The sequence below is a fragment of the Ruegeria sp. HKCCA0370 genome, from assembly GCF_013033705.1.
GTDB lineage: Bacteria > Pseudomonadota > Alphaproteobacteria > Rhodobacterales > Rhodobacteraceae > Ruegeria.
In genome coordinates, this window is record NZ_WQEP01000001.1 from 767,177 (window position 1) to 785,383 (window position 18,207).

Genomic DNA, 18,207 nt, shown 5'->3' on the forward strand with positions numbered 1-18,207 from the left:
CGGAGCCCCGACGGTCGCCTGCCGCCGTTCGGGCTCCCGCAGCCAGGTCAGTAGCCCGTCATCTCGAGATACCCGACGCCCTCGTGGCTGCCGGTGACCGTGACCGGACCTTCCCAATATTCAAAACGTGTCCCCATCCAGGCATCCGGCGTCAGGGCGGATACCTTGACGTCGATGCCTCGGTCCGCAAGCACGACGCGCCATTGCGTCGGGACGTCGCGCCCCGCCACCTGATCGGTCGCAAGCGGCTCAAGCCTGACGGATCCGTCGGGGATGGCATCGGTGCTGCCGTCTGAATTGATCCATGTGGCCGAAGTGAAATCGCCGCGACCACCGCGCAGGCGAAAGGCCATCAGCTTGTCCCCGCCCTCGAAGCTGAGCGAAAACCAATCCCAGCCGGTTTGATCCTCGGCCAGGGGTTGCGAAGACCATTCCCGGTCCAGCCAGCCCTGACCGGTGACGCGCATATCGCCATCCGGCAGGCGCAGTACGCCTTCGACTGAATAGAAGGGTTGCGAATAGTAATAGCTGGCTTGTCCGTCGGCGGATTTGACGGAATAGCCCGCTTGGCCATGAAACACCAACGGGCCTTGTGCGCTCAGCGCAAGATCGTACCCGAAATCAGCCCCGTTTGCCGTCAGAGTCAGGGTGTCCATATCCGGCCCGGCCATGCGCCATTCGTCGATCCAGGCCTCGAACGGTTGCACCGCAACACCTGCCTGCCCAATCCCCCCACGCGACAGGCGTTCGGCAAAATAGTGGGTGTCAGGCGTGGTGACAGCCGCATGGCCCATCCAGATCTGCGGGCTTTGCCATCCATCTGTTTCAAACGGTTTCAGGGCCGACCGGAAAAGGGTCCATTGGATGCCATAGTCACGCCCGTCCTCGCCTTTGAGGTTGGCCGTCAGATACCACCATTCGATCCGATAGGCGGGGTGAGGTCCGTGGTCTTTGGGAAAGTCGAATTCAATCCCCGCCTGCGGAACCTCGAAGCCTTCCGCCGACCCTCCAAGACCTGCATAGCCCTGCGCCCAAAGAGGCGATGGGCACAAAATCACGAGAACGGCCAAAAGGGTTTTAACGTTCATTGGCGAACACCTTCAGCAAATCGGCAGGGGGCAGACGCAACATGCGCAGCGCGGGCAGGGCCGCTGCAACCAGGGCGGCCAGCAGGGTCAACAGGAACAGCCACAACCAATCCCAGGGAAACACGAACATCGGCAACCGCCAGCCAAAGGCTTGCACATTGATCACTGCCAACAGAACCCAGGCGAGGATCAGACCAAGCGGCAACGCCAGGCACGCGGTCAGAGCCGCGAGCAGTACGCTGCGCAAAAGCTCCAGCCGCGCCAGTTGCGCCCGGTTCAGTCCCAGCGCCCATACCGGAGCAATCTGAGGCAAGCGCTGGGTCCACAGGGTCAGCAGGCTGGTGAGTATGGCAAATCCCGCCACGCCGAGGGTCAGAACACTGAGCGCCGATGTCACGACAAAGGTCTTTTCGAAGACTGCTAATGATTGCGCCTTCATGGCGGCCTGCTGGACCACGGCCTGACGCGGCAGGGCAAACCGCTCGCGCAAGGCTTGCGCCATTTCAGTCGCCCGCTCGGGGTTCAAACGGATGCCAAACCGTCGGGTTTCAGCCCCTGGTGCGATACGGTCAAGTTGGCTCATCGACACAATGGCTTGCCCGGTCGGGTTTCCATAATCCGAATAAACCCCGGCGATGGTCAGCGTTCGATCCGGGGACAGCGTCAGCGTATCTCCGGGCCAGAGGTTCGCGCGCCGTGCCAGTTGTTCGTTGATCAGCACCGCGTCTCCGGCCATGACGTCGTCCCATACGGTCGAGTTTGCCGATATCAACGGCCAGTGCTGCCGATAGACCGGATCGTCAATGACCCCGTACAGAAACAGGGGGCCCGTCTCGTGCGACAGTTCCATGTTGCGAATTGGAAGGATGGCGTCGACCTGTGGCCGCAGCCAATCCGTGATCTCGCGACCCTGTTCTTCGTCACGGACGGTCAGATAAAGCTCTGAAGTCAGGCGCTGGTCGAGCCAGCCCACAAGTGTCAGCCGGAAACTTGAAACCATTGTGCCCACACCGATATTTGCCGCAAGCGCAAGTAACAGGGCCATCAGGGCAAGCGACAGCCCGGGCAATTGGGCGCGCATGTCGGCCCAGACCCACTGCGCGACGGCGCCACGGGACCTGTTGCCAAAGACGGAAAGCGCAAAGGTCAGAAGCGCCGGCAACAAAAGCGCGGCACCCGTCAGCAATCCGGCCAACAGCACGAAACCGGCAACCAGACCACCGATGCCGAGATAGGCGATGACACCGCCGACGATCAGGGACAAGCCGAGCAAACCTGTCACAAGACGTGTGCCAGCATTGCCCTGCCAGGCTTGCACACCGGGCCCCGCCAGAAGTGGCATACGAGACAGTCGCCACAGCGCATGGCCACTGGCAAACAAGGTGCCGCAAACAGCCATCGCCATCCCGGCAAACACCCAATGGGGGTGCAATGTCAGCTGTCCGGTCACGGGCGCACCATACAGGCCGCGAAGGGTTGCTGCGACATCGGGCAACAACGCTCCGGCCAGAAAGAACCCAAGAAGCAGCCCCAAGGTTCCACCGATCAGGGCCAGCCCCGTCAGTTCGGTCAAGATCAGGAAGACCAGCCGCCGCATCGAAACGCCCAGTGCACGCAGGGTGCGGATCATGCCTCGGCGTTGGGCAAAAGCCAGCCCGACGGTGCCGTTCACGATGAACAGGCCAACGGCAAAGGACAGCAGGCCAAAAGCCGACAGGTTCAGGTGAAAACTGTCAGTCAGCCGAGCAGTATCGACTTGCGAGGATGGGCTGGCGCGCTCCAGTTCGGGCGCGACTTCGGCCAAAGGTGGCCGATCACGCGGCTGATCCGGCAATACAATGAGGCGCGAGATGAAACCGGTTTGGTTCAGCAGGGCTTCGGCTGTGCCGATATCCGTCAGAATTACGTCCGGTGGCAGCGCCGTGGTGATTGAAAACGGCGGAAGGTTGTTCTGGTCGCGCAACAGCGGCTCCAACTCTGCCGCGATCAGAAGCCGCCCCGGAGCGGTCAGCATGTCCGCCGGCTCAGTCGGCGTGGTGCTTTGGTCGGCTTCGGTGACGGCGGGCAGGGCCGGGTAGGCGACCATGTCCACACCCATCAGGCGCAATGTGCGGCCCTGGATTCGATAGGGGCCCTCCAGGACGGCCGCCACCTGCCAGCCAGCACGACGCAGATCGACGTAACGAGAAACCGGGATCAGACCGGAAGGATCGCGCAGCTCGTCGAACTGCCCAAGGGCAAGCTGCGCGTTGGCCCGGGCATAGCTGGCGCGTGCTTCGGCATTGATGGCCTGAACCGCGGACCAGAGACCGGTGGCCAATGCGATGCCGGTCAAAAGCGTCGCCAGTTGCAACCAGTGCACCCGCCAGTGTGACGTCAAAGCCTGAATGACGGCGCGTGTCATTGGATACGACCACCGCAGAGCTGGACGGTTCGATCCAGGCGGGCCGCAATCTGTTGGGAATGCGTGACCAACAGAAGCGCTGCGCCGGTATCAGCCACCAAGGCCAACATCAGATCCAGAACCCTTGCGCTGGCGGTTTCATCCAGATTGCCCGTGGGCTCATCCGCCAGCAGCAGTTTCGGACGCGCAGCCATGGCACGACCAATCGCGACCCGCTGCTGTTGCCCGCCGGACAGGTTTTCGGGATATTGGTCCAAAAGATCGGACAGGCCCAAGCGTTCCGTCAGATGCGCGGTCCAATCGGCATCCTCAGCGTCGGCAAGGCGGGCGTGAAAGGAAAGGTTCTGCGCAACGGTCAGCGAAGGGATCAGATTGAACTGCTGAAAAACCAACGAAAGCTGACTGCGCCGCAGTTCGGCCCGCCCGGAATCGTCCAGATGGGACAGGGGCGTACGGTTCAAGATGATTTCACCGCTGTCGAAACAATCAAGCGCTGCGGCAAGATTCAACAGAGTGCTTTTGCCACTGCCGCTTTCGCCGGTCAGGGCCAGTGTCCGCCCTTCATCCAACGTCAGCGACACGTCGCGCAGAACCGGGCGCCCGCCGGGATAGGTTTTCTGAACACGGTCGATGGTCAACAGCATGATCTGGCCTTTTTTCTTCCAAGGATGTGCGACGGAATTCCAAACTGTCCAGTGCGGACCGGTACCCGGTTCCATTCGCCGCAGGCTTTTGGCGCGATCGCCGGGGTTGTGCCTCGCACCTCAAAGGGCCATTCTGCCCGGACGGTCCACTGTCGTAAATCAGGATGAAAAACATGACGTTGCTGCATCAGATCGTTTGGGGCAGTACATTTCTGGCGCTCTGCTTCTTGGTCGAGATTCTTTTGTTGACCTGGTGTACCGTCACGATCATCAAGTGGGATGAAAAATGGTCGGCCAAGGGGGTGTTCTTTGGCACGGCAACACCAATCGCGGTATCTTTGGCCTTTATTGTCGCGACGCACACGATTCAGGTCTGGATTTGGGCCATCGTCTGGGTGTTGCTTGAGGTTCTGCCGGATTGGAACTCGGCCATCTATTTCTCATTGGTGACGTTCACGACCCTGGGATATGGCGATATCGTTTTGGGCGAAGGGTTGCGCATCTTTGGGTCTTTTGCCGCGGTTGCTGGTCTTCTGGCCTTTGGTCTGTCGACCGCTTATCTGGTGGCGATGATGACGCGCGTCTTTCAGGAGAAATTCTTTTCCTAGAGGATAGGCGCAAACAGTCGCGCCAAGGGGGCGCCAAACCGGATATGCGCGGGTTGCTGGGCCAGACGGCGCGTCAACTCATAGCTCGCCTCGAAATCCGCGCGCAGCATCTGATCAACAGCCAAGGCTGCGCGGGCATCGAAAAACAGGGCCATCGCCTCGAAGTTCAGCCGGAAGGACCGGTTGTCCAGATTGGTCGTGCCGACCGCGGCCAGCGTGTCGTCTACCACGAAAACCTTCTGGTGCATGAATCCATCCGTATATCGGAACACACGCACGCCGCAGTCGCGGATTTCGTCGAAATAGGCAAAAGCGGCCAGCCAGGGTAGCCGATGGTCGATCACATCCGGGACAAGGATGCGCACGTCCACCCCGCGCATCGCTGCATGTTGCAGGGCGGTCATGACGTCGATGTCGGGCACGAAATAGGGCGATGCGATCCACAGTCTTTCTTTCGCCTCGGCGATTGCCGAAAAGAACATCATGGCGCCGGTTTCGGTTTCATCTCCGGGTCCGGTGGCCACCAACAGGGCATTCATGTCTTGCTCGGCCTCGCTGCCTGCCCAGTCGAGGTCGTCAATCAGGTCTTCATCGCGGGCCCAGTGCCAGTCTTCGGTGAAGATGAGCTGCAATTGCCGGACGATGTGGCCGGTCATCTTGATATGCGTGTCGCGCCAATGGCCGAAATGCGGGTCTTCGCCCAGATATTCAACACCCACGTTGTGACCGCCGATAAAGCCTGTTTCACCGTCGATGATGACGGTTTTGCGATGGTTCCGGTAATTCAGCTGAAACCTGAAATTCGGCCCGCGTTGCTCACGCGGGTCGGCCACGTCAATTCCCGCGTCGCGCATTGTGTCCAGATAGGTGTTTGCCAATCCATAGCTGCCGACGGCATCGGTCATGAAACGGACATGCACCCCGCGTTTCGAAGCCTCTATCAGCTTGGTCTGAAGCTGTCGGCCCAAGGCATCGTCTCTGACGATGTAGAATTGGATCAGGATGTAATTCCTGGCCTCGTCTATCGCCTGGAAAATGGCGTCAAACGTTGCCTGGCCATCGATCAGAAGCTGAGCGCCATTGCCACTGGATACCGGAAGATGAGCCAGAAATTCGAATGGTCGTGGATTGACCGACATCGTGGATGGGTCAGGTCTGGAGTAGTCAGCAAAGGTCTTGATGCCTTCGACGACCCGTTCGCTTTGTTGGCGCGAGATGCGGTAGCCGCGAAACCTGTGGTGCCCCAGAAACAGGTACATCGGCACCGCAAAGATTGGCGCCGATACCAAAAAGACAACCCAGCCAACGGCTCCTTGCGGTGTGCGCGCGGTTTGTGCCGCGCGCACCGAAAACACAACTGCAGTTGCGTACAACGCAAAAACAAAGATGGATACAAGCAATGTCCACATGGGCGTTAAGTCTTTCGGGTCGTTCAGTTTCCTCCAGTGTAGACCCGCGACCAGTCTTTCGCCATATCGACGATAACCCAGCCTTTGTCCGGCCCCTGATCCAGACCGTCAACCAACCGCCCAATCGGACTTTCCCGATCATAGGCCCATTCACGTTCGGCATCCGTATGGTGGATCAGAACACCCAGCCGTGATCCGCTACCCGAGGTTGTCCAATCCAGCATTGCGAAATCGCCGTCTGAGTTTCCTCCGGCCAGAATGGGGCGTTTGCCGATCGTGCGTTCGATGTTGATGGGTTTGCCTTCCTTGTCGTCGATGAAGGCAATCCCGGGGGCCTTGATGACAGTCGGAACGCCATCGACATCTTCGAATGTCGAGTTTCCATATGTGCCCAGAACCTGTTCCGGCGGAATGCCATAGGCCTGTTCCGCGAAGACCCGCATGAAGTGAATGCCGCCGCCCGAGACAATATAGGTCTTGAACCCTTCGTCCCGAAGATAGCGCAACAGCTCGACCATGGGCTGATAGGTCATCTGGTCATAGGGCAATCCGGTGTCCGGGTGTCGGGCCTCGGCCAGCCACTGCGCAACTTGGGCTTGAAACGCCTCTACGCTGGTTCCGGAATGTGACTCGTTGACAACTTCGATCAACGCATCGTGGCCCCCTTGAAGAACCGTCGCAAGATCACCTTCGGCAGCGGCTTTCAAAGCGGGTGTGGACAGGATCGAAGGATCTTGTTCAGCCAGTTCAGAAAGCCGATCCATGGCAAAGATTAACTGGAAATAAACCGGCTGTTCGGCCCAGAGTGTGCCGTCATTGTCAAATACCGCGATCCGATCTGAAGGCGTCACATAATCAGGTCCTTCCGCGTCGGTAACACTGGACACGAATTCAAGGATCGCTTCTTTTGCCGCTGTGGCGTTCCAACTGGGCAGCGGATCAGCGAGCAGGGATACGGGAACACAGGTCAGAAAGGCACCCAAAAGAACGTGTTTCATGAAGCTCTCGATATCTGTTGTATTGAAGAAAGGCCGCCCTGCGCAGGGCGGCCTACAGCGTGGGGCCGCCTGGCCTAGTTGTTGGTCGGCGTTGTAAGCTTCTCCATGACCTGATCCAGGTTGAAGCTGGCTGCTTTCTGACGTGGCGGGAACTCCTGGAACGTGCTGAGGAAATTGCCAACGTATTGCTGGGCGGGCACAAGGAAATAGGCCCGGTCCAACAGCCAATCGTAATAGGTGTTGGACGTGCGGTACGCGCGTTCATACGGATCGCGGCGCAGGTTGACGATCAGCGGGATGCGCAGTTCGGTCCATGGCTCGATCCAGGCACGCAACGTGGCCCAGGCTTTCTGCTCCAGGAAGATGAGCTTCCAGTCTTCGAAACGCAGCGCCGTGAGGTCACCATCATCCGAGAAATAGAAGATTTCTTTCCGGGGGCTTGCCGCAGTCTCACCAGTCAGCAGCGGCAGAATATTGTAGCCATCAAGGTGCACCTTATAGTCGCGACCCATGCCCGATGAGCTGTAGCCTGTCTTCAGTTTTTCCTTGATGTCCGGATCGCCGGCCACAGCGAGGTAAGTGGGCAGCCAGTCCATGTGATGCACGATCTCGTTGGTGACTGATCCGGCCTCGATCTTGCCCGGCCAGCGTACCATTGACGGAACACGCCAACCACCTTCCCAGTTGGTATTCTTCTCGCCCCAGAACGGCGTCGCAGCTGCATCCGGCCAGGTGTTCATGTGGGGACCGTTGTCAGTGGAATAGTGCACGATCGTGTTGTCAGCGATGCCAAGCTCGTCCAGCAGATCCAGCAGCTGACCTACATGCATATCGTGTTCGATCATACCGGCGGTGTATTCATCAGCGACCCGCCCCGACAACTCATTGGCCTTGGCGCGCATCTCGTCTTTGACGTGGGTGCGGAAGTGCATGCGGGTACCGTTCCACCAGACATAGAAGGGCTGACCTTGCTCATGCGCCCGCTTGATGAAGTCGATGGCCGCGGCCACGGTTTCGTCATCTACCGTTTCCATGCGCTTGCGGGTCAACGGTCCGGTGTCTTCGATCGTGCCATCCGCTTTGGACTTGATGACGCCGCGCGGGCCATAGGCCTCGCGGAAGGTGCGCCCATCCGCCAGAACGCGATCACCCGGATAGTCTTCGTTTTCCGGCTCTTCTTCGGCATTCAGGTGGTAAAGATTGCCAAAAAACTCATCAAAACCGTGGTTTGTCGGAAGATGTTCGTCTTTGTCACCAAGGTGGTTTTTGCCGAATTGACCGGTCACATAGCCGTGGTCTTTGAGAAGCCCCGGGATAGTTGGGTCTTCAACCTGCATTCCAAGATCTGCCCCAGGCAGGCCGACTTTGGAAAGACCGGTGCGGAACACGGATTGCCCCATGATGTATGACGAACGGCCGGCGGTACAGGATTGTTCGCCGTAATAATCGGTAAAGATCATGCCTTCTTTGGCAACCCTGTCGATATTGGGTGTTTGATATCCCATGAGACCCATTGTGTAGGCCGAGATGTTGGATTGACCGATATCGTCGCCCCATATCACAAGAATATTGGGCTTTTGATCCTGCGCCCAGGCGGGCACGGCAAGGGCGACAGTTACGGTCGCCACTGCGAACCGGCGCAGTGTTCTACGCCAATTATCTGCAATCATTCGTGGAGAAGACATGAAGTGCTCCTGATCAGTCGAGCCTTAATGACCCGGAAAATTGAAATTTAATTGAAGCCGCTAGCCTATAACTTGAAGCTGCAAGCAAGTTCTTGATTGCCCGAATAAAAACAATTTCTTGTTCGGGCAGTGAACACAGCTATTTTACGCGATGAAACGTATCGAAAACTTATCATATGATCACTTTGAAAGATACAAATGTTTGATTCTGATGACGATATGCGGATTCTGGCCAAGACCGACTGGTTTGGCACGCGCGATTCAAAGTTTCAGAGCGATCTTATGACGTGCGCAATTCAAAGAACCTTCGATTCCGGAGAAACCCTGTACCACCACGGTGACCGCGCCAACGGTATTCATGCGGTGCTCGCAGGCGCGCTTCAGATCACGGCACCTGCCGATGATGGACAGGAATTCGTTTTGCATCAGGATGGATCAGGATTCTGGATCGGGGATCTTGCGCTGTTTGCCGAAGCCAAACGCCTGGTCAGCGTCGTTGCAACGCAAAAGACCCGCACCTTGTTTTTTCCCGGCTCGCGGGTAGAACGCCTGGTTCAGAAGAACCCGGAATACATCCGTGATTTCTATGCGTTGACGCATGAAAACATGAAGACTGCTCTGCGCATCATGGCCAATCTTGCGGTTACGGGGTCTGAAAAGCGCCTTGTGCTGCGTCTGCTGCATCTTGACGAAGGCGCCTTGAGTTCGGACGGATGGATTGTTGTGTCTCAGGAAGAACTTGCTGAAATGGTTGCGGTATCTCAGCCGACCTTGCATCGACATCTGCATCATCTGGCGGATCTGGGCCTTGTGGAATTGGGGTATGGCCGGCTGCGGTTGATCGACCGGCGCAAGCTGATCAGCAACTGTCAAAGTTGAAGTCTAAGGGTTGAGCGGGGGCAAAGACCCGCTCTTTCGTTCTGTTGCGCTGTTCAGTCCACCCAGGTGTTGCACGGCCGCTTCCCAGTCTTCCGGGCTGTTGCAAGTCGTCGCTGAATACCGCGCCGCACCGATATTCATAAGGCTCTTCTCAAGATCCAAAGAACACTCTGGATGCGCGCTTCGCGATTTCCAAAGACCCAATGCCTGATAAACTGCGGGCAAATCCCGTGATATTAAAGCGGATCGCAAGGCATCGACGGCATATTTCTCGGATGCCAGATATCTGCGGCGCCGTTCCGTTTTCCAGGTTGAGTAGCGCGGGCGCAGAAACCTTCCCAATGTCCACAATGCGAATACAACAATGACAAGGTAAAGAACTGATTTGATGATGGTTTGCGCGTCAGGCGGCTGTCGCCTGGGTGGTGCCAGTGTCAGCTTGGTCGAGGGAAGTGATGCCGTTTCGATCTGACCGGTGTCCAGATTGAACCAGTCGATGGAAACGGCCGACAACTGTGTTTCGCCACCATCTTGGGCGATGTACACGGTTTCTTCGACCCGCTGCCCGGACAAGATGCCCCGGTCTTCTGTTTCCGAAAAGCGGGGCTCCTTGGGATAGGCGCGAAGCAGTTGGCTTTGATCCTGCGGCGTCAGCGCCGGGATTGTCAGGGCCGTGGTGCCAGCGATCTGCGCGCTTATCTCGCGCGTGATGGAATCACCGGCCTGCATATCGGTCGGACCGTCCAGATTCTGATCAAGAGAGAAACCACTTGCGATGATCAGCGGGTCAAGACCTTGAGCGCCCTCTGGGATCTCTGCGTTCAGCTGTATGGAAGGAAGCGTCACCGAAACCTGAACCGGGTCATTGGACTGCGGGTCGGCAAATGTCACGACAACCTCTTGCGCATCATACGCGACCGGCCCTGATGTCAGCGGATACAGGCGATAACTGCGCTGTACTCCGGACCACGTTTCTCCGTCTACCGTTTCGCTTATCGGACCAGAAGCCCTCTCAGGCAGGCGAACAAGGACATTTTGTTGCTCCAATGATGGGAATACGGGCGGCTGCGGCATGAAGGTCGGTACCAGAACCTTGATGCGGACGATGGCGGGTTGGCCGACGATGACGGCCTCGTTCGGGACGTCCACTGACACCCGAGGTTGATAGGCTGAGTTTTCCTGTGCGGACACGGATAACGGCAACAACAGGATGAAGACAGCAAGGTATCTCATTCTGTTTGCTCCTGAATTTCCAAAAGGAAACGGTTTCTCAGAAAATCCTGCATGTCGGTGTCGATCATGCTGATCCACTGGTCGGCGGACAGTGACTGTGGCCCGTCCTTGGGGGCTTGAACCGTGGTGTCACTGCCACGTGCTGCATCGTTGTCAAACACCGTATCATCGGCACCGATGCCAGCCTCCTCCCCTGTGTCAGACTGTTCACGCGTCGTTTCGACATAGTCCAGGATGGCCTTGGACAGGTCGAGATTATGCTGGGCTTCGGGCCAGTCGGGGCGACGTTCCAAGGCGGTCTCGAACGCCGATATGGCTGGGCGATACTCGCGGTTTTTTATGCGGGCCATACCTTCGGCAAACGCAGCTTCCGGCGTGTCCAGTGTGGAAAACACGGACGACGCCTTTTCGTATTGACCATCCCTGAGATAGGCATATCCCTTGTGATATGGGTCTTCGAACATCTCGGCCGCGTCGCCAAATCGTTTTTGGGTCATCGCGATCTGGCCTTGTTGGTCGGAGGTGAAAAACCAGTCTCGCCATCCTTCTGCCCGCGCGCCGGATGAAGGCAACGCAATCAAAACCAGAACCGCCCAACGAATTACCCAGCCCTTGCGGAACCACAGCAGAGACAACACCGCAGCAGGCCAGGCCAGGATCCAGCCCTTGTCCTGCCAGTCCAGACGATCATCGTCATCCAGGGCGGCAGTATAGGCCGATTGAATGCGGCGCATCAGTTGATTGATGTCCCGGTCGTCGTCCGAAAACGCGACCACTGAGGCGTTTGGGATGTTGTCCAGCTGCGCGATACGACCACCATCCGGCAGCATGGTGAGAAAGAAAATATCAGAAGAAGAGGAGCTTAGCCCCATTACCTGAGATGGATCAAGGTCGTCCAATACAAACAGAATCGCCCCCGGGCTGTCGCTGTCGTCCAGAATGGACTGAGCCAACGCAAGCGCATCGGCTGCCGCATCGCCATCCTTCGGCATCACCGCAGGCGTCAACCCCTCAAGCAACGGACGAAGTATGTTCGCGTCTTCGGTCAAAGGCGCAACTCGGTGCGGCGTTCCTGCATAGGCGATCAAAGCGGTTCGTGCGCCGGCACGTTCGGTGATCAGGTCGGAAATCTTGAACCGTGCCCGATCCAGCCGCGATGGCGCAAGATCCGAGCTTTCCATGCTGTCGGTGACTTTGAGAGCGATCACCAACGGGGCCGTGTCTGCGATCAACGGGTTGGGCGCGCGCGACCATGTCGGACCCGAGGCCGCCAATGTGACAAGCGCCGCAATGATCAGCGCAACATCAATGGGCTGGATGCGCCTGTTTTCTTCCTTGCCCAGCAGCAAGGCCTCTGCAAGGTGCGGGGCGATCCCTGATGGCAGTTTGGTGTCTGCCATCGGTCTGGGTCTGATCCGCCACCACAACACAAGGATGGGAATGAGAAGCAGCAGGTAATAGCCTCGGATAAAATGGAAATCAGCCAGATCCATTGTCAGAGGGCCCCCTGGTGTCGCAGTGAAAAATGGAACCAGGTCATGCTGACCAAAATGACGATCAACGCGATGAGTAACGGAATATGGGCAAGGCTTTGCTTGGGGCGATAGCTTTGCGTTTCCACCATTCTGGGGTTCAGTGAATCAATGCGTGCATAGGTCTGTTCAAGGGCCGTTGCATCGTCGGCAAAGAAATATTCTCCGCCCGTGCGATCGGCTATGTCCTTTAGTGCCTGAAGATCGACACGGTCTTCGCCCGTGGCATTCGGGTCTCCAACACCAATCGTATAGACAACCACGTTCTTTTCCGCAGCAATGGCCGAGGCATTGACGGGTGTCATGCGACTGGACGTATCGGCGCCATCGCTGAGAACGATCATCAGGCGCTGGTCAACCTCGCTGGATTCAAAAGTTCGAATGCCAAGCCCGATCGCATCGCCCAAAGCCGTGTTCGGACCCGCCATGCCAACTTGAGTTTGGTCCAGGAACCCATTCAAACTGTTCAGATCTTCCGTGAAGGGCGCTTGAATGAACGCGCGTGTTCCAAAGATGATCAGCGCCATCCTGTCACCATCTCTTTCAGAGATGAACTGCTTGAGAACCTCTTTGACCGCCTCCAACCGTTGCATCGGGGCACCGGATCCGGTCTGGAAGTCGCGCTGATCCATCGAGCCAGAGATATCCAGCGCCAAAACCACATCGCGTGCAGATTTTTCCATCACCACGGGGTCGCCCAGACGTTCCGGACGCGCCAGCACCAGAACCAGAAGTATCCAGATCAAGCCGGCGCTGACTGTTTGCAGCCGGGCCCGGGTTCGGATCATTGACCCGGATTGCGGCTCGACGCCCGCCGCCTGGGCCACGCGGCGAAAAAACGGAATGCGAATGGACACGGTTGTTTCCCGCCGGGGCGGAGCAATGGCGTACACCAGCAGCGGCAGCGGCAAAAGCAGAAACACCCAGGGCGCAGAGAAGGAAAACATCACGTTCCCCGATACCGTTTATGGGACTTGACCCAATGCCTAGCAAGCTGGGTCAAGGCGCGGTTTGGCGGCAGGTCCTTGTACGGCGCGTCGATCAGCGTTTGCCCAATGTCTGATAAAAAGGACTTGTCATCAGAGATTTGCGAAAGGAAATTCAACCAGTCATCCCCGTGAATCCCTGCAACCTGCCTGCGCGGATACGCGACCAACGCGGTGCGGCGAAGGATTTCGGCAACTTTTGCCGACGTGATATCCGGGTCTGCCAGCTCGGCCAGCGCATGGCGGCGATACGCGTTCGCCCGACTTCGCCGGACGAAAAGAACACTGACCAGTACGGCAAGGCCAAGCAGTATGACGGCCAGCGCCAACCACCCCCATGTCTGCGGAAACATCGAAACAGGCGTGGGTTCCGGTGCCGGCTCGAGCATATTCAGCAGATCAACCAGAGATTTCCCTGTCGTGTCGATGCTCATTTCTGCCCCCTGCGATGTCCGAACAGATACAGCAACTGATCCAGGGCAGGTTCTGCGGTCGTCAATGGAACAACCGGAAAACCGTATCGACGGGACCATGTGTGCAGGTGGTCCAACCTGTCTTCCATGGATTTGCGAATTTTGCCGGACAATTCGGGGTCGGCGCTGTCGATTTCGATCTGGTCGCGCCCGTCCGAGACCGTGAGTTTCAGATCGGGCGCCAGCCCCTTGGCTGTCTTGTCAGCAATATTGAACACGATCAGATCGTTTGAGACCGCAATGCGGCGCAGCACGGATTCCGATTTTTCGTCAAGCCCGTCGCAGTCGGAAAACAGGCAAACCAGCCCGTTGGTTTGGGGCATACGCGCGGCTTCCGACAACATGTCATTCAGAGTTACGGTGGGTTGCGGGTTCAAGGCAGCATGCAAGGCCGAATTGGCAGCGCCGATGGAAGACAGAAACCGCATGAGCGCCGCCGCGCGGCGCTGCGGCCTGTGTTCAGCAACGCTTGTGTCATTGAATACCAGACCACCGACACGATCGCCCTGACCAAGAACGCGATGCGCGGTGATTGCGGCAGCTTCGGCGGCGATGACCGATTTCATGTAGACTTCGGTTCCGAAAAACATCGAAACGCGCTGATCGACCAGCAACAGGGCAGGGCGGTCTCGTTCCTCGGTATAGACCCTAACATGGGGCTCACCGGTTCGCGCCGTGACTTTCCAGTCAATTGTTCGGATGTCGTCGCCCGGTTGGTAGTTGCGCAATTCCTCGAAATTCAGGCCGCGTCCGCGCAGGCGTGATGCGTGTCTGCCATTCAGGATCGAGCGGGCAGGCTGACGTGGTAAAAAGCTCAGGGCACGGGAATGCAGTTCCAGACGCAACAGGTGATCCGCATCGACGTGAATGCGGGGATCATCGGGATATGCTGAGGATCGCTGCACCCGGCCAACCCTAACAGTCAGGGCAGCGCGACGAGACGCAGGATTTCCGCGATCACGTCATCTGCCGTTTTGGCGTTCCCCTGCGCCTCGAAGCTCAGCGTGATGCGGTGACGGAACACGTCATGTGCAATGGCTCGAATATCCGCAGGGTCCACATAGTCACGCTGGTTCATCCACGCATGCGCCCGACCGCATTTGTCCAATGCCAATGAGGCACGCGGGCTGGCGCCGATTTCGATCCAGCTGGCCAGTTCTTCGCTGAGCGCCGCAGGCGTCCGGGTCGCCTGAACCAGATCGGCCATATAGCGATCCATTGCATCCGAAACATGGATCTGCCCAATTTCCGAACGCGCTGCAAAAACGGCGTCCTGCGGGATTGTCGGTGGTGGCTCGCTTGACGCGCCTTTCCCGGCGGCGATCTCTTCGCCCCGCACCAGCCGGATCACTTCAACCTCGTCCTCGACCGGCGGATAGGTGATCTGAACATGCATCAGGAAACGGTCCATCTGCGCTTCGGGCAGGGGATAGGTGCCTTCTTGTTCAATGGGGTTCTGGGTTGCCATCACGATGAACAGCGGTTCCATCTTGTGGGTGGTCCCGGAAACCGTGACCTGCCGTTCTTCCATCGCCTCCAGCAATGCGGCCTGAACCTTGGCCGGTGCCCTGTTGATTTCGTCAGCGAGGACGATATTGGCAAAGATCGGACCGGGCTCGAACCGAAAGGTGCCGCCCTCATCGGTTTGTTGAAACACCTCGGTTCCCGTCACGTCTGAAGGCAGCAGGTCAGGTGTGAACTGGATCCTGCTGAAGTCTGCATCCAAATTGCGCGCCATCGCCTTGACGGCACGTGTTTTGGCCAATCCGGGCAGACCTTCGATCAGAAGGTTTCCGTTGGCCAGCATCCCGATCAGCAGTCGGTCGATGACCTCGGTTTGCCCGATGATGGACTGGCCCATGCGGGTTTTGAGATCAAGTATCTGATTAAGTGCATTCATGGGTGGTGGTCCAATCGGTGCCAAGCTGGAAGAAACGAATTGATAACGGAACAGGGGGTAAGCCGGTCAGGAATATCCCGAAATATCGGAATGCTAACAGGCTTTGGCGGACCGATCTACTGTGAATGCCTGGCGGTGAGGTGGCGCAAATCGTTCCTCAGTTCCTGTCGTATGGGCCCGATGTTTGGCGCGTCTCGCAAACTGTCCAGCCAGTGGGGTTGAGGCGCCTGTCCTGCGGCCCTGCTCCAGGTCAGATCCCGCAGGATTTTCTGTGCACCGACGTCAAGTGTGTCAGGAACTTCGAAATCATTCAGGGTGGCCCAAACGCCGCTCCACAAGCGTCCCACGGACCAGGGATTGTATCCACCGCCACCCAGAACCAGAAAACGAGGCGAAAGAGACTTCAGCGCCGCGACCGTTCGCCAATGCGCGTTGTTGGACAGGGTCAAACGCGAAAGCGGGTCTTCGGCCACGGCGTCTGCACCGCATTGCAGGACAATCGCTTGCGGTTTGAACGCCTCGGTCGCTGGCAGGATCAATTGATCCAGAATGGCGGCGAATTCGTCGTCGTTCAGATGCCTTGGAACAGGCAGGTTGAAGGCCGCGCCACCGGCGTCTTCCTCAAGTTGACCCGTGAAAGGCCATCGCCGCGTTTCATGGACCGAGATCATCCGAACTCTGTCCGACCCGTGAAACGCAAGTTCAACCCCGTCGCAATGATGGGCGTCGATGTCGACATAGACCACGCGATCCAGGCCAGCGCTCAAAAGGGTCTGTATCGCCAGAACCGGATCGTTCAGATAACAAAACCCGTTCGCCCGGTCCGCAAGGCCATGGTGGGTGCCGCCCGCAGGGTTGAAAACGATCCCTCCATCCCGGATCAGTTCGGCGGCCAGCATGGAACCACCGGCGGCGGTTGCCGGCCGGCGATACATCTCGGCGAAGACCGGGTTCGACAGAGTCCCCAAACCGTATTTATCCCGTGTTTCGTCCGTAACATGCTGGTCCGCTTCTGCCTTTTGCAGGGCGGCGATATAGTCCGGCGTATGAAACCTTTCCAATACACTTGGCTTTGCGCAGGGGCTGACGCGGTAGTTTTCGGGCGTCAACCAACCCAGTTCGCGACACAGATCGATGACGGTTGAAACCCGTGGGATGGCCAGCGGGTGTTTTGAACCGTAGGTCGAGTTGCGGTAGATATCCGATCCGATGAACAGGGGGCGCTTCATGACCTAGCTTGCTGTGGCCCGACTGTTATCCTCGCCCAACCTGCCATCCAGAGACATCAGTATAGCGACCGGCCGAAGTGCAGGGATGTGGCTGAAAACGATCAGGATGCATACGGTCAGAGGCACACTCAGAAACGCTCCGATCAGGCCCCAGACCGTTGTCCAGAAGGTCAGGGCCAGAATGACAAGAAAGGTCGACATGTTCAGGGATCGGCCAAGCATGGCCGGATCCAGGAAATTGCCGATCAGGAATTGGATCGTTCCACATCCCAGCACGATCACCAGGAAGGGAAGGATCGTTTCGAATTGAACAAGCGCGATCATGGCCGGAAAAAACACCGCTATGATCGAACCGATCGAGGGGATGAAATTCAGGGCAAAGGTCAATACGGCCCAGGTTTCCGCGTATTCCAGACCAAGCGAGCGGAAAACCGTATAGCTGATGGTTGCCGTTATCAGGCTGATCAGGGTTTTGACGCCGACATAGCGCTGCAAGCTGACCGAAATCGCATCGAGCATGGTGGAAAACTCTGCTGCGGCGACAGGATTTCCGGCGGCCAGTTGGATCTTTTTCCGAAAGGCAAGCCGTTCGGCCATCAGAAAGGCGACATAAAGGCTGATCAGGAAGAACTGGTTCAACAATGAGGTGGCGCTGCCCAGCAACACGCGTGCGACATAGGACATGTCGATACTGACCAGATTGTCACGAATGAAGGTGGTCACGTCGTTGCCGACCAGCCCCGTTACACGCTCGACCGCACCGTCAAACTGGTTTTCATAGGTGCTGATGGATCGTGCAAACTGCGTCGCCTGACTACCCAGCACGTACATAATCATGAACAAACCCGCCAGAACGACGGTCACACCGGCAATATTGGCCATCCAGACCGGAGCGCGGGTCAGGGCTACGACGCGATCGCTTAGCGCGATGATCAGAACATTGACCAGCAGCGCCATGGCAAGCGGGATCAGGAAGTTCGCACCGGCATAGAGGCCCAGCACGATCAGCGTCGCGATGATGCATGTATCCCGGACAACAGACAGTCGAAGCCTGGGACTAACCGTAATGTCTTTTTGATCCGGGGTCATTCGGTATCCTGTGTCTGGCGCATTTCCCGTCCTGCGCGACCCAATCCTGC

Annotated in this window: 16 protein-coding genes; 2 read left to right on the top strand and 14 right to left on the bottom strand. The window is 57.8% G+C overall.

Translation table 11 applies throughout. The annotated features are described in order from the left end of the window. Positions 1 to 47: 47 nt before the first annotated feature. From GOW31_RS03855 to GOW31_RS03865, 3 genes are read right to left on the bottom strand one after another with little or no spacing between them, the layout of a single operon-like run. Positions 48 to 1,088 (bottom strand): lipocalin-like domain-containing protein, encoded by a 1,041-nt coding sequence (locus GOW31_RS03855; RefSeq protein WP_171167998.1) that lies wholly within the window; start codon positions 1,086 to 1,088, stop codon positions 48 to 50. Next, positions 1,078 to 3,492 carry an FtsX-like permease family protein gene (locus GOW31_RS03860; protein ID WP_171168000.1) on the bottom strand — a complete coding sequence of 805 codons (2,415 nt, stop codon included), beginning with the start codon at positions 3,490 to 3,492 and terminating at the stop codon, positions 1,078 to 1,080. Before GOW31_RS03860 ends, GOW31_RS03855 begins: the two co-directional genes overlap by 11 nt. Then, positions 3,489 to 4,136: an ABC transporter ATP-binding protein gene (locus tag GOW31_RS03865; protein ID WP_171168002.1), complete on the bottom strand. Its 648-nt coding sequence runs from the start codon at positions 4,134 to 4,136 to the stop codon at positions 3,489 to 3,491. The genes GOW31_RS03860 and GOW31_RS03865 overlap by 4 nt, the downstream gene beginning before the upstream one ends. Positions 4,137 to 4,309: 173 nt before the next feature. On the opposite strand from GOW31_RS03865, the gene GOW31_RS03870 reads away from it, so the two are divergent. Continuing rightward, positions 4,310 to 4,744 carry an ion channel gene (locus tag GOW31_RS03870; protein WP_171168004.1) on the top strand — a complete coding sequence of 145 codons (435 nt, stop codon included), beginning with the start codon at positions 4,310 to 4,312 and terminating at the stop codon, positions 4,742 to 4,744. Here the strand turns inward: GOW31_RS03870 and cls are convergent. The 3 genes from cls to GOW31_RS03885 form a co-directional block, all read right to left on the bottom strand. Beyond that, entirely contained in the window at positions 4,741 to 6,153 is a 1,413-nt protein-coding gene (gene cls / locus GOW31_RS03875; protein WP_171168005.1) for a cardiolipin synthase, read from the bottom strand. The two genes, GOW31_RS03870 and cls, sit on opposite strands and share 4 nt — an antisense overlap. A 23-nt stretch (positions 6,154 to 6,176) precedes the next feature. Continuing rightward, positions 6,177 to 7,151, bottom strand: coding sequence for an HAD family phosphatase (locus GOW31_RS03880; RefSeq protein ID WP_171168007.1), 975 nt, complete (start codon positions 7,149 to 7,151; stop codon positions 6,177 to 6,179). A 74-nt stretch (positions 7,152 to 7,225) separates the two neighbouring features. Beyond that, positions 7,226 to 8,836 carry an arylsulfatase gene (locus GOW31_RS03885; protein WP_254441632.1) on the bottom strand — a complete coding sequence of 537 codons (1,611 nt, stop codon included), beginning with the start codon at positions 8,834 to 8,836 and terminating at the stop codon, positions 7,226 to 7,228. Positions 8,837 to 9,034: 198 nt separating this feature from the next. On the opposite strand from GOW31_RS03885, the gene GOW31_RS03890 reads away from it, so the two are divergent. Beyond that, positions 9,035 to 9,715, top strand: coding sequence for a Crp/Fnr family transcriptional regulator (locus tag GOW31_RS03890; protein ID WP_171168009.1), 681 nt, complete (start codon positions 9,035 to 9,037; stop codon positions 9,713 to 9,715). Positions 9,716 to 9,718: 3 nt separating this feature from the next. Here GOW31_RS03890 and GOW31_RS03895 read toward each other — a convergent pair whose 3' ends face one another. The 8 genes from GOW31_RS03895 to GOW31_RS03930 form a co-directional block, all read right to left on the bottom strand. Continuing rightward, the gene (locus GOW31_RS03895; protein WP_171168012.1) at positions 9,719 to 10,948 is read right to left on the bottom strand and encodes a BatD family protein; all 1,230 of its coding nucleotides are present in this window, start codon (positions 10,946 to 10,948) and stop codon (positions 9,719 to 9,721) included. Next, a complete protein-coding gene (locus GOW31_RS03900) occupies positions 10,945 to 12,441 on the bottom strand; it encodes a VWA domain-containing protein (protein WP_171168014.1) in 1,497 nt (498 codons plus the stop codon). The genes GOW31_RS03895 and GOW31_RS03900 overlap by 4 nt, the downstream gene beginning before the upstream one ends. 2 nt (positions 12,442 to 12,443) lie before the next feature. Then, a complete protein-coding gene (locus tag GOW31_RS03905; protein WP_171168017.1) occupies positions 12,444 to 13,427 on the bottom strand; it encodes a VWA domain-containing protein in 984 nt (327 codons plus the stop codon). Then, positions 13,427 to 13,900 (bottom strand): DUF4381 domain-containing protein, encoded by a 474-nt coding sequence (locus GOW31_RS03910; protein WP_171168018.1) that lies wholly within the window; start codon positions 13,898 to 13,900, stop codon positions 13,427 to 13,429. The genes GOW31_RS03905 and GOW31_RS03910 overlap by 1 nt, the downstream gene beginning before the upstream one ends. Next, a complete protein-coding gene (locus GOW31_RS03915; protein WP_171168021.1) occupies positions 13,897 to 14,844 on the bottom strand; it encodes a DUF58 domain-containing protein in 948 nt (315 codons plus the stop codon). The genes GOW31_RS03910 and GOW31_RS03915 overlap by 4 nt, the downstream gene beginning before the upstream one ends. Positions 14,845 to 14,861: 17 nt before the next feature. Beyond that, positions 14,862 to 15,839, bottom strand: a complete 978-nt coding sequence (locus tag GOW31_RS03920) for a MoxR family ATPase (protein ID WP_171168023.1) — start codon at positions 15,837 to 15,839, stop codon at positions 14,862 to 14,864. Positions 15,840 to 15,955: 116 nt separating this feature from the next. Next, positions 15,956 to 17,068, bottom strand: coding sequence for an acetoin utilization protein AcuC (locus GOW31_RS03925; RefSeq protein ID WP_171168026.1), 1,113 nt, complete (start codon positions 17,066 to 17,068; stop codon positions 15,956 to 15,958). 3 nt (positions 17,069 to 17,071) lie between these two features. After that, a complete protein-coding gene (locus GOW31_RS03930) occupies positions 17,072 to 18,157 on the bottom strand; it encodes an AI-2E family transporter (RefSeq protein WP_171168028.1) in 1,086 nt (361 codons plus the stop codon). Positions 18,158 to 18,207: the final 50 nt, after the last annotated feature.

What these genes read in the sequence shown, in the direction of transcription:
- GOW31_RS03855 (WP_171167998.1), bottom strand. Translation starts at nt 1,088, where the DNA reads ATGAACGTTAAAACCCTTTTGGCCGTTCTCGTGATTTTGTGCCCATCG.
- GOW31_RS03860 (WP_171168000.1), bottom strand. Translation starts at nt 3,492, where the DNA reads ATGACACGCGCCGTCATTCAGGCTTTGACGTCACACTGGCGGGTGCAC.
- GOW31_RS03865 (WP_171168002.1), bottom strand. Translation starts at nt 4,136, where the DNA reads ATGCTGTTGACCATCGACCGTGTTCAGAAAACCTATCCCGGCGGGCGC.
- GOW31_RS03870 (WP_171168004.1), top strand. Translation starts at nt 4,310, where the DNA reads ATGACGTTGCTGCATCAGATCGTTTGGGGCAGTACATTTCTGGCGCTC.
- cls (WP_171168005.1), bottom strand. Translation starts at nt 6,153, where the DNA reads ATGTGGACATTGCTTGTATCCATCTTTGTTTTTGCGTTGTACGCAACT.
- GOW31_RS03880 (WP_171168007.1), bottom strand. Translation starts at nt 7,151, where the DNA reads ATGAAACACGTTCTTTTGGGTGCCTTTCTGACCTGTGTTCCCGTATCC.
- GOW31_RS03885 (WP_254441632.1), bottom strand. Translation starts at nt 8,836, where the DNA reads ATGTCTTCTCCACGAATGATTGCAGATAATTGGCGTAGAACACTGCGC.
- GOW31_RS03890 (WP_171168009.1), top strand. Translation starts at nt 9,035, where the DNA reads ATGTTTGATTCTGATGACGATATGCGGATTCTGGCCAAGACCGACTGG.
- GOW31_RS03895 (WP_171168012.1), bottom strand. Translation starts at nt 10,948, where the DNA reads ATGAGATACCTTGCTGTCTTCATCCTGTTGTTGCCGTTATCCGTGTCC.
- GOW31_RS03900 (WP_171168014.1), bottom strand. Translation starts at nt 12,441, where the DNA reads ATGGATCTGGCTGATTTCCATTTTATCCGAGGCTATTACCTGCTGCTT.
- GOW31_RS03905 (WP_171168017.1), bottom strand. Translation starts at nt 13,427, where the DNA reads ATGTTTTCCTTCTCTGCGCCCTGGGTGTTTCTGCTTTTGCCGCTGCCG.
- GOW31_RS03910 (WP_171168018.1), bottom strand. Translation starts at nt 13,900, where the DNA reads ATGAGCATCGACACGACAGGGAAATCTCTGGTTGATCTGCTGAATATG.
- GOW31_RS03920 (WP_171168023.1), bottom strand. Translation starts at nt 15,839, where the DNA reads ATGAATGCACTTAATCAGATACTTGATCTCAAAACCCGCATGGGCCAG.
- GOW31_RS03925 (WP_171168026.1), bottom strand. Translation starts at nt 17,068, where the DNA reads ATGAAGCGCCCCCTGTTCATCGGATCGGATATCTACCGCAACTCGACC.
- GOW31_RS03930 (WP_171168028.1), bottom strand. Translation starts at nt 18,157, where the DNA reads ATGACCCCGGATCAAAAAGACATTACGGTTAGTCCCAGGCTTCGACTG.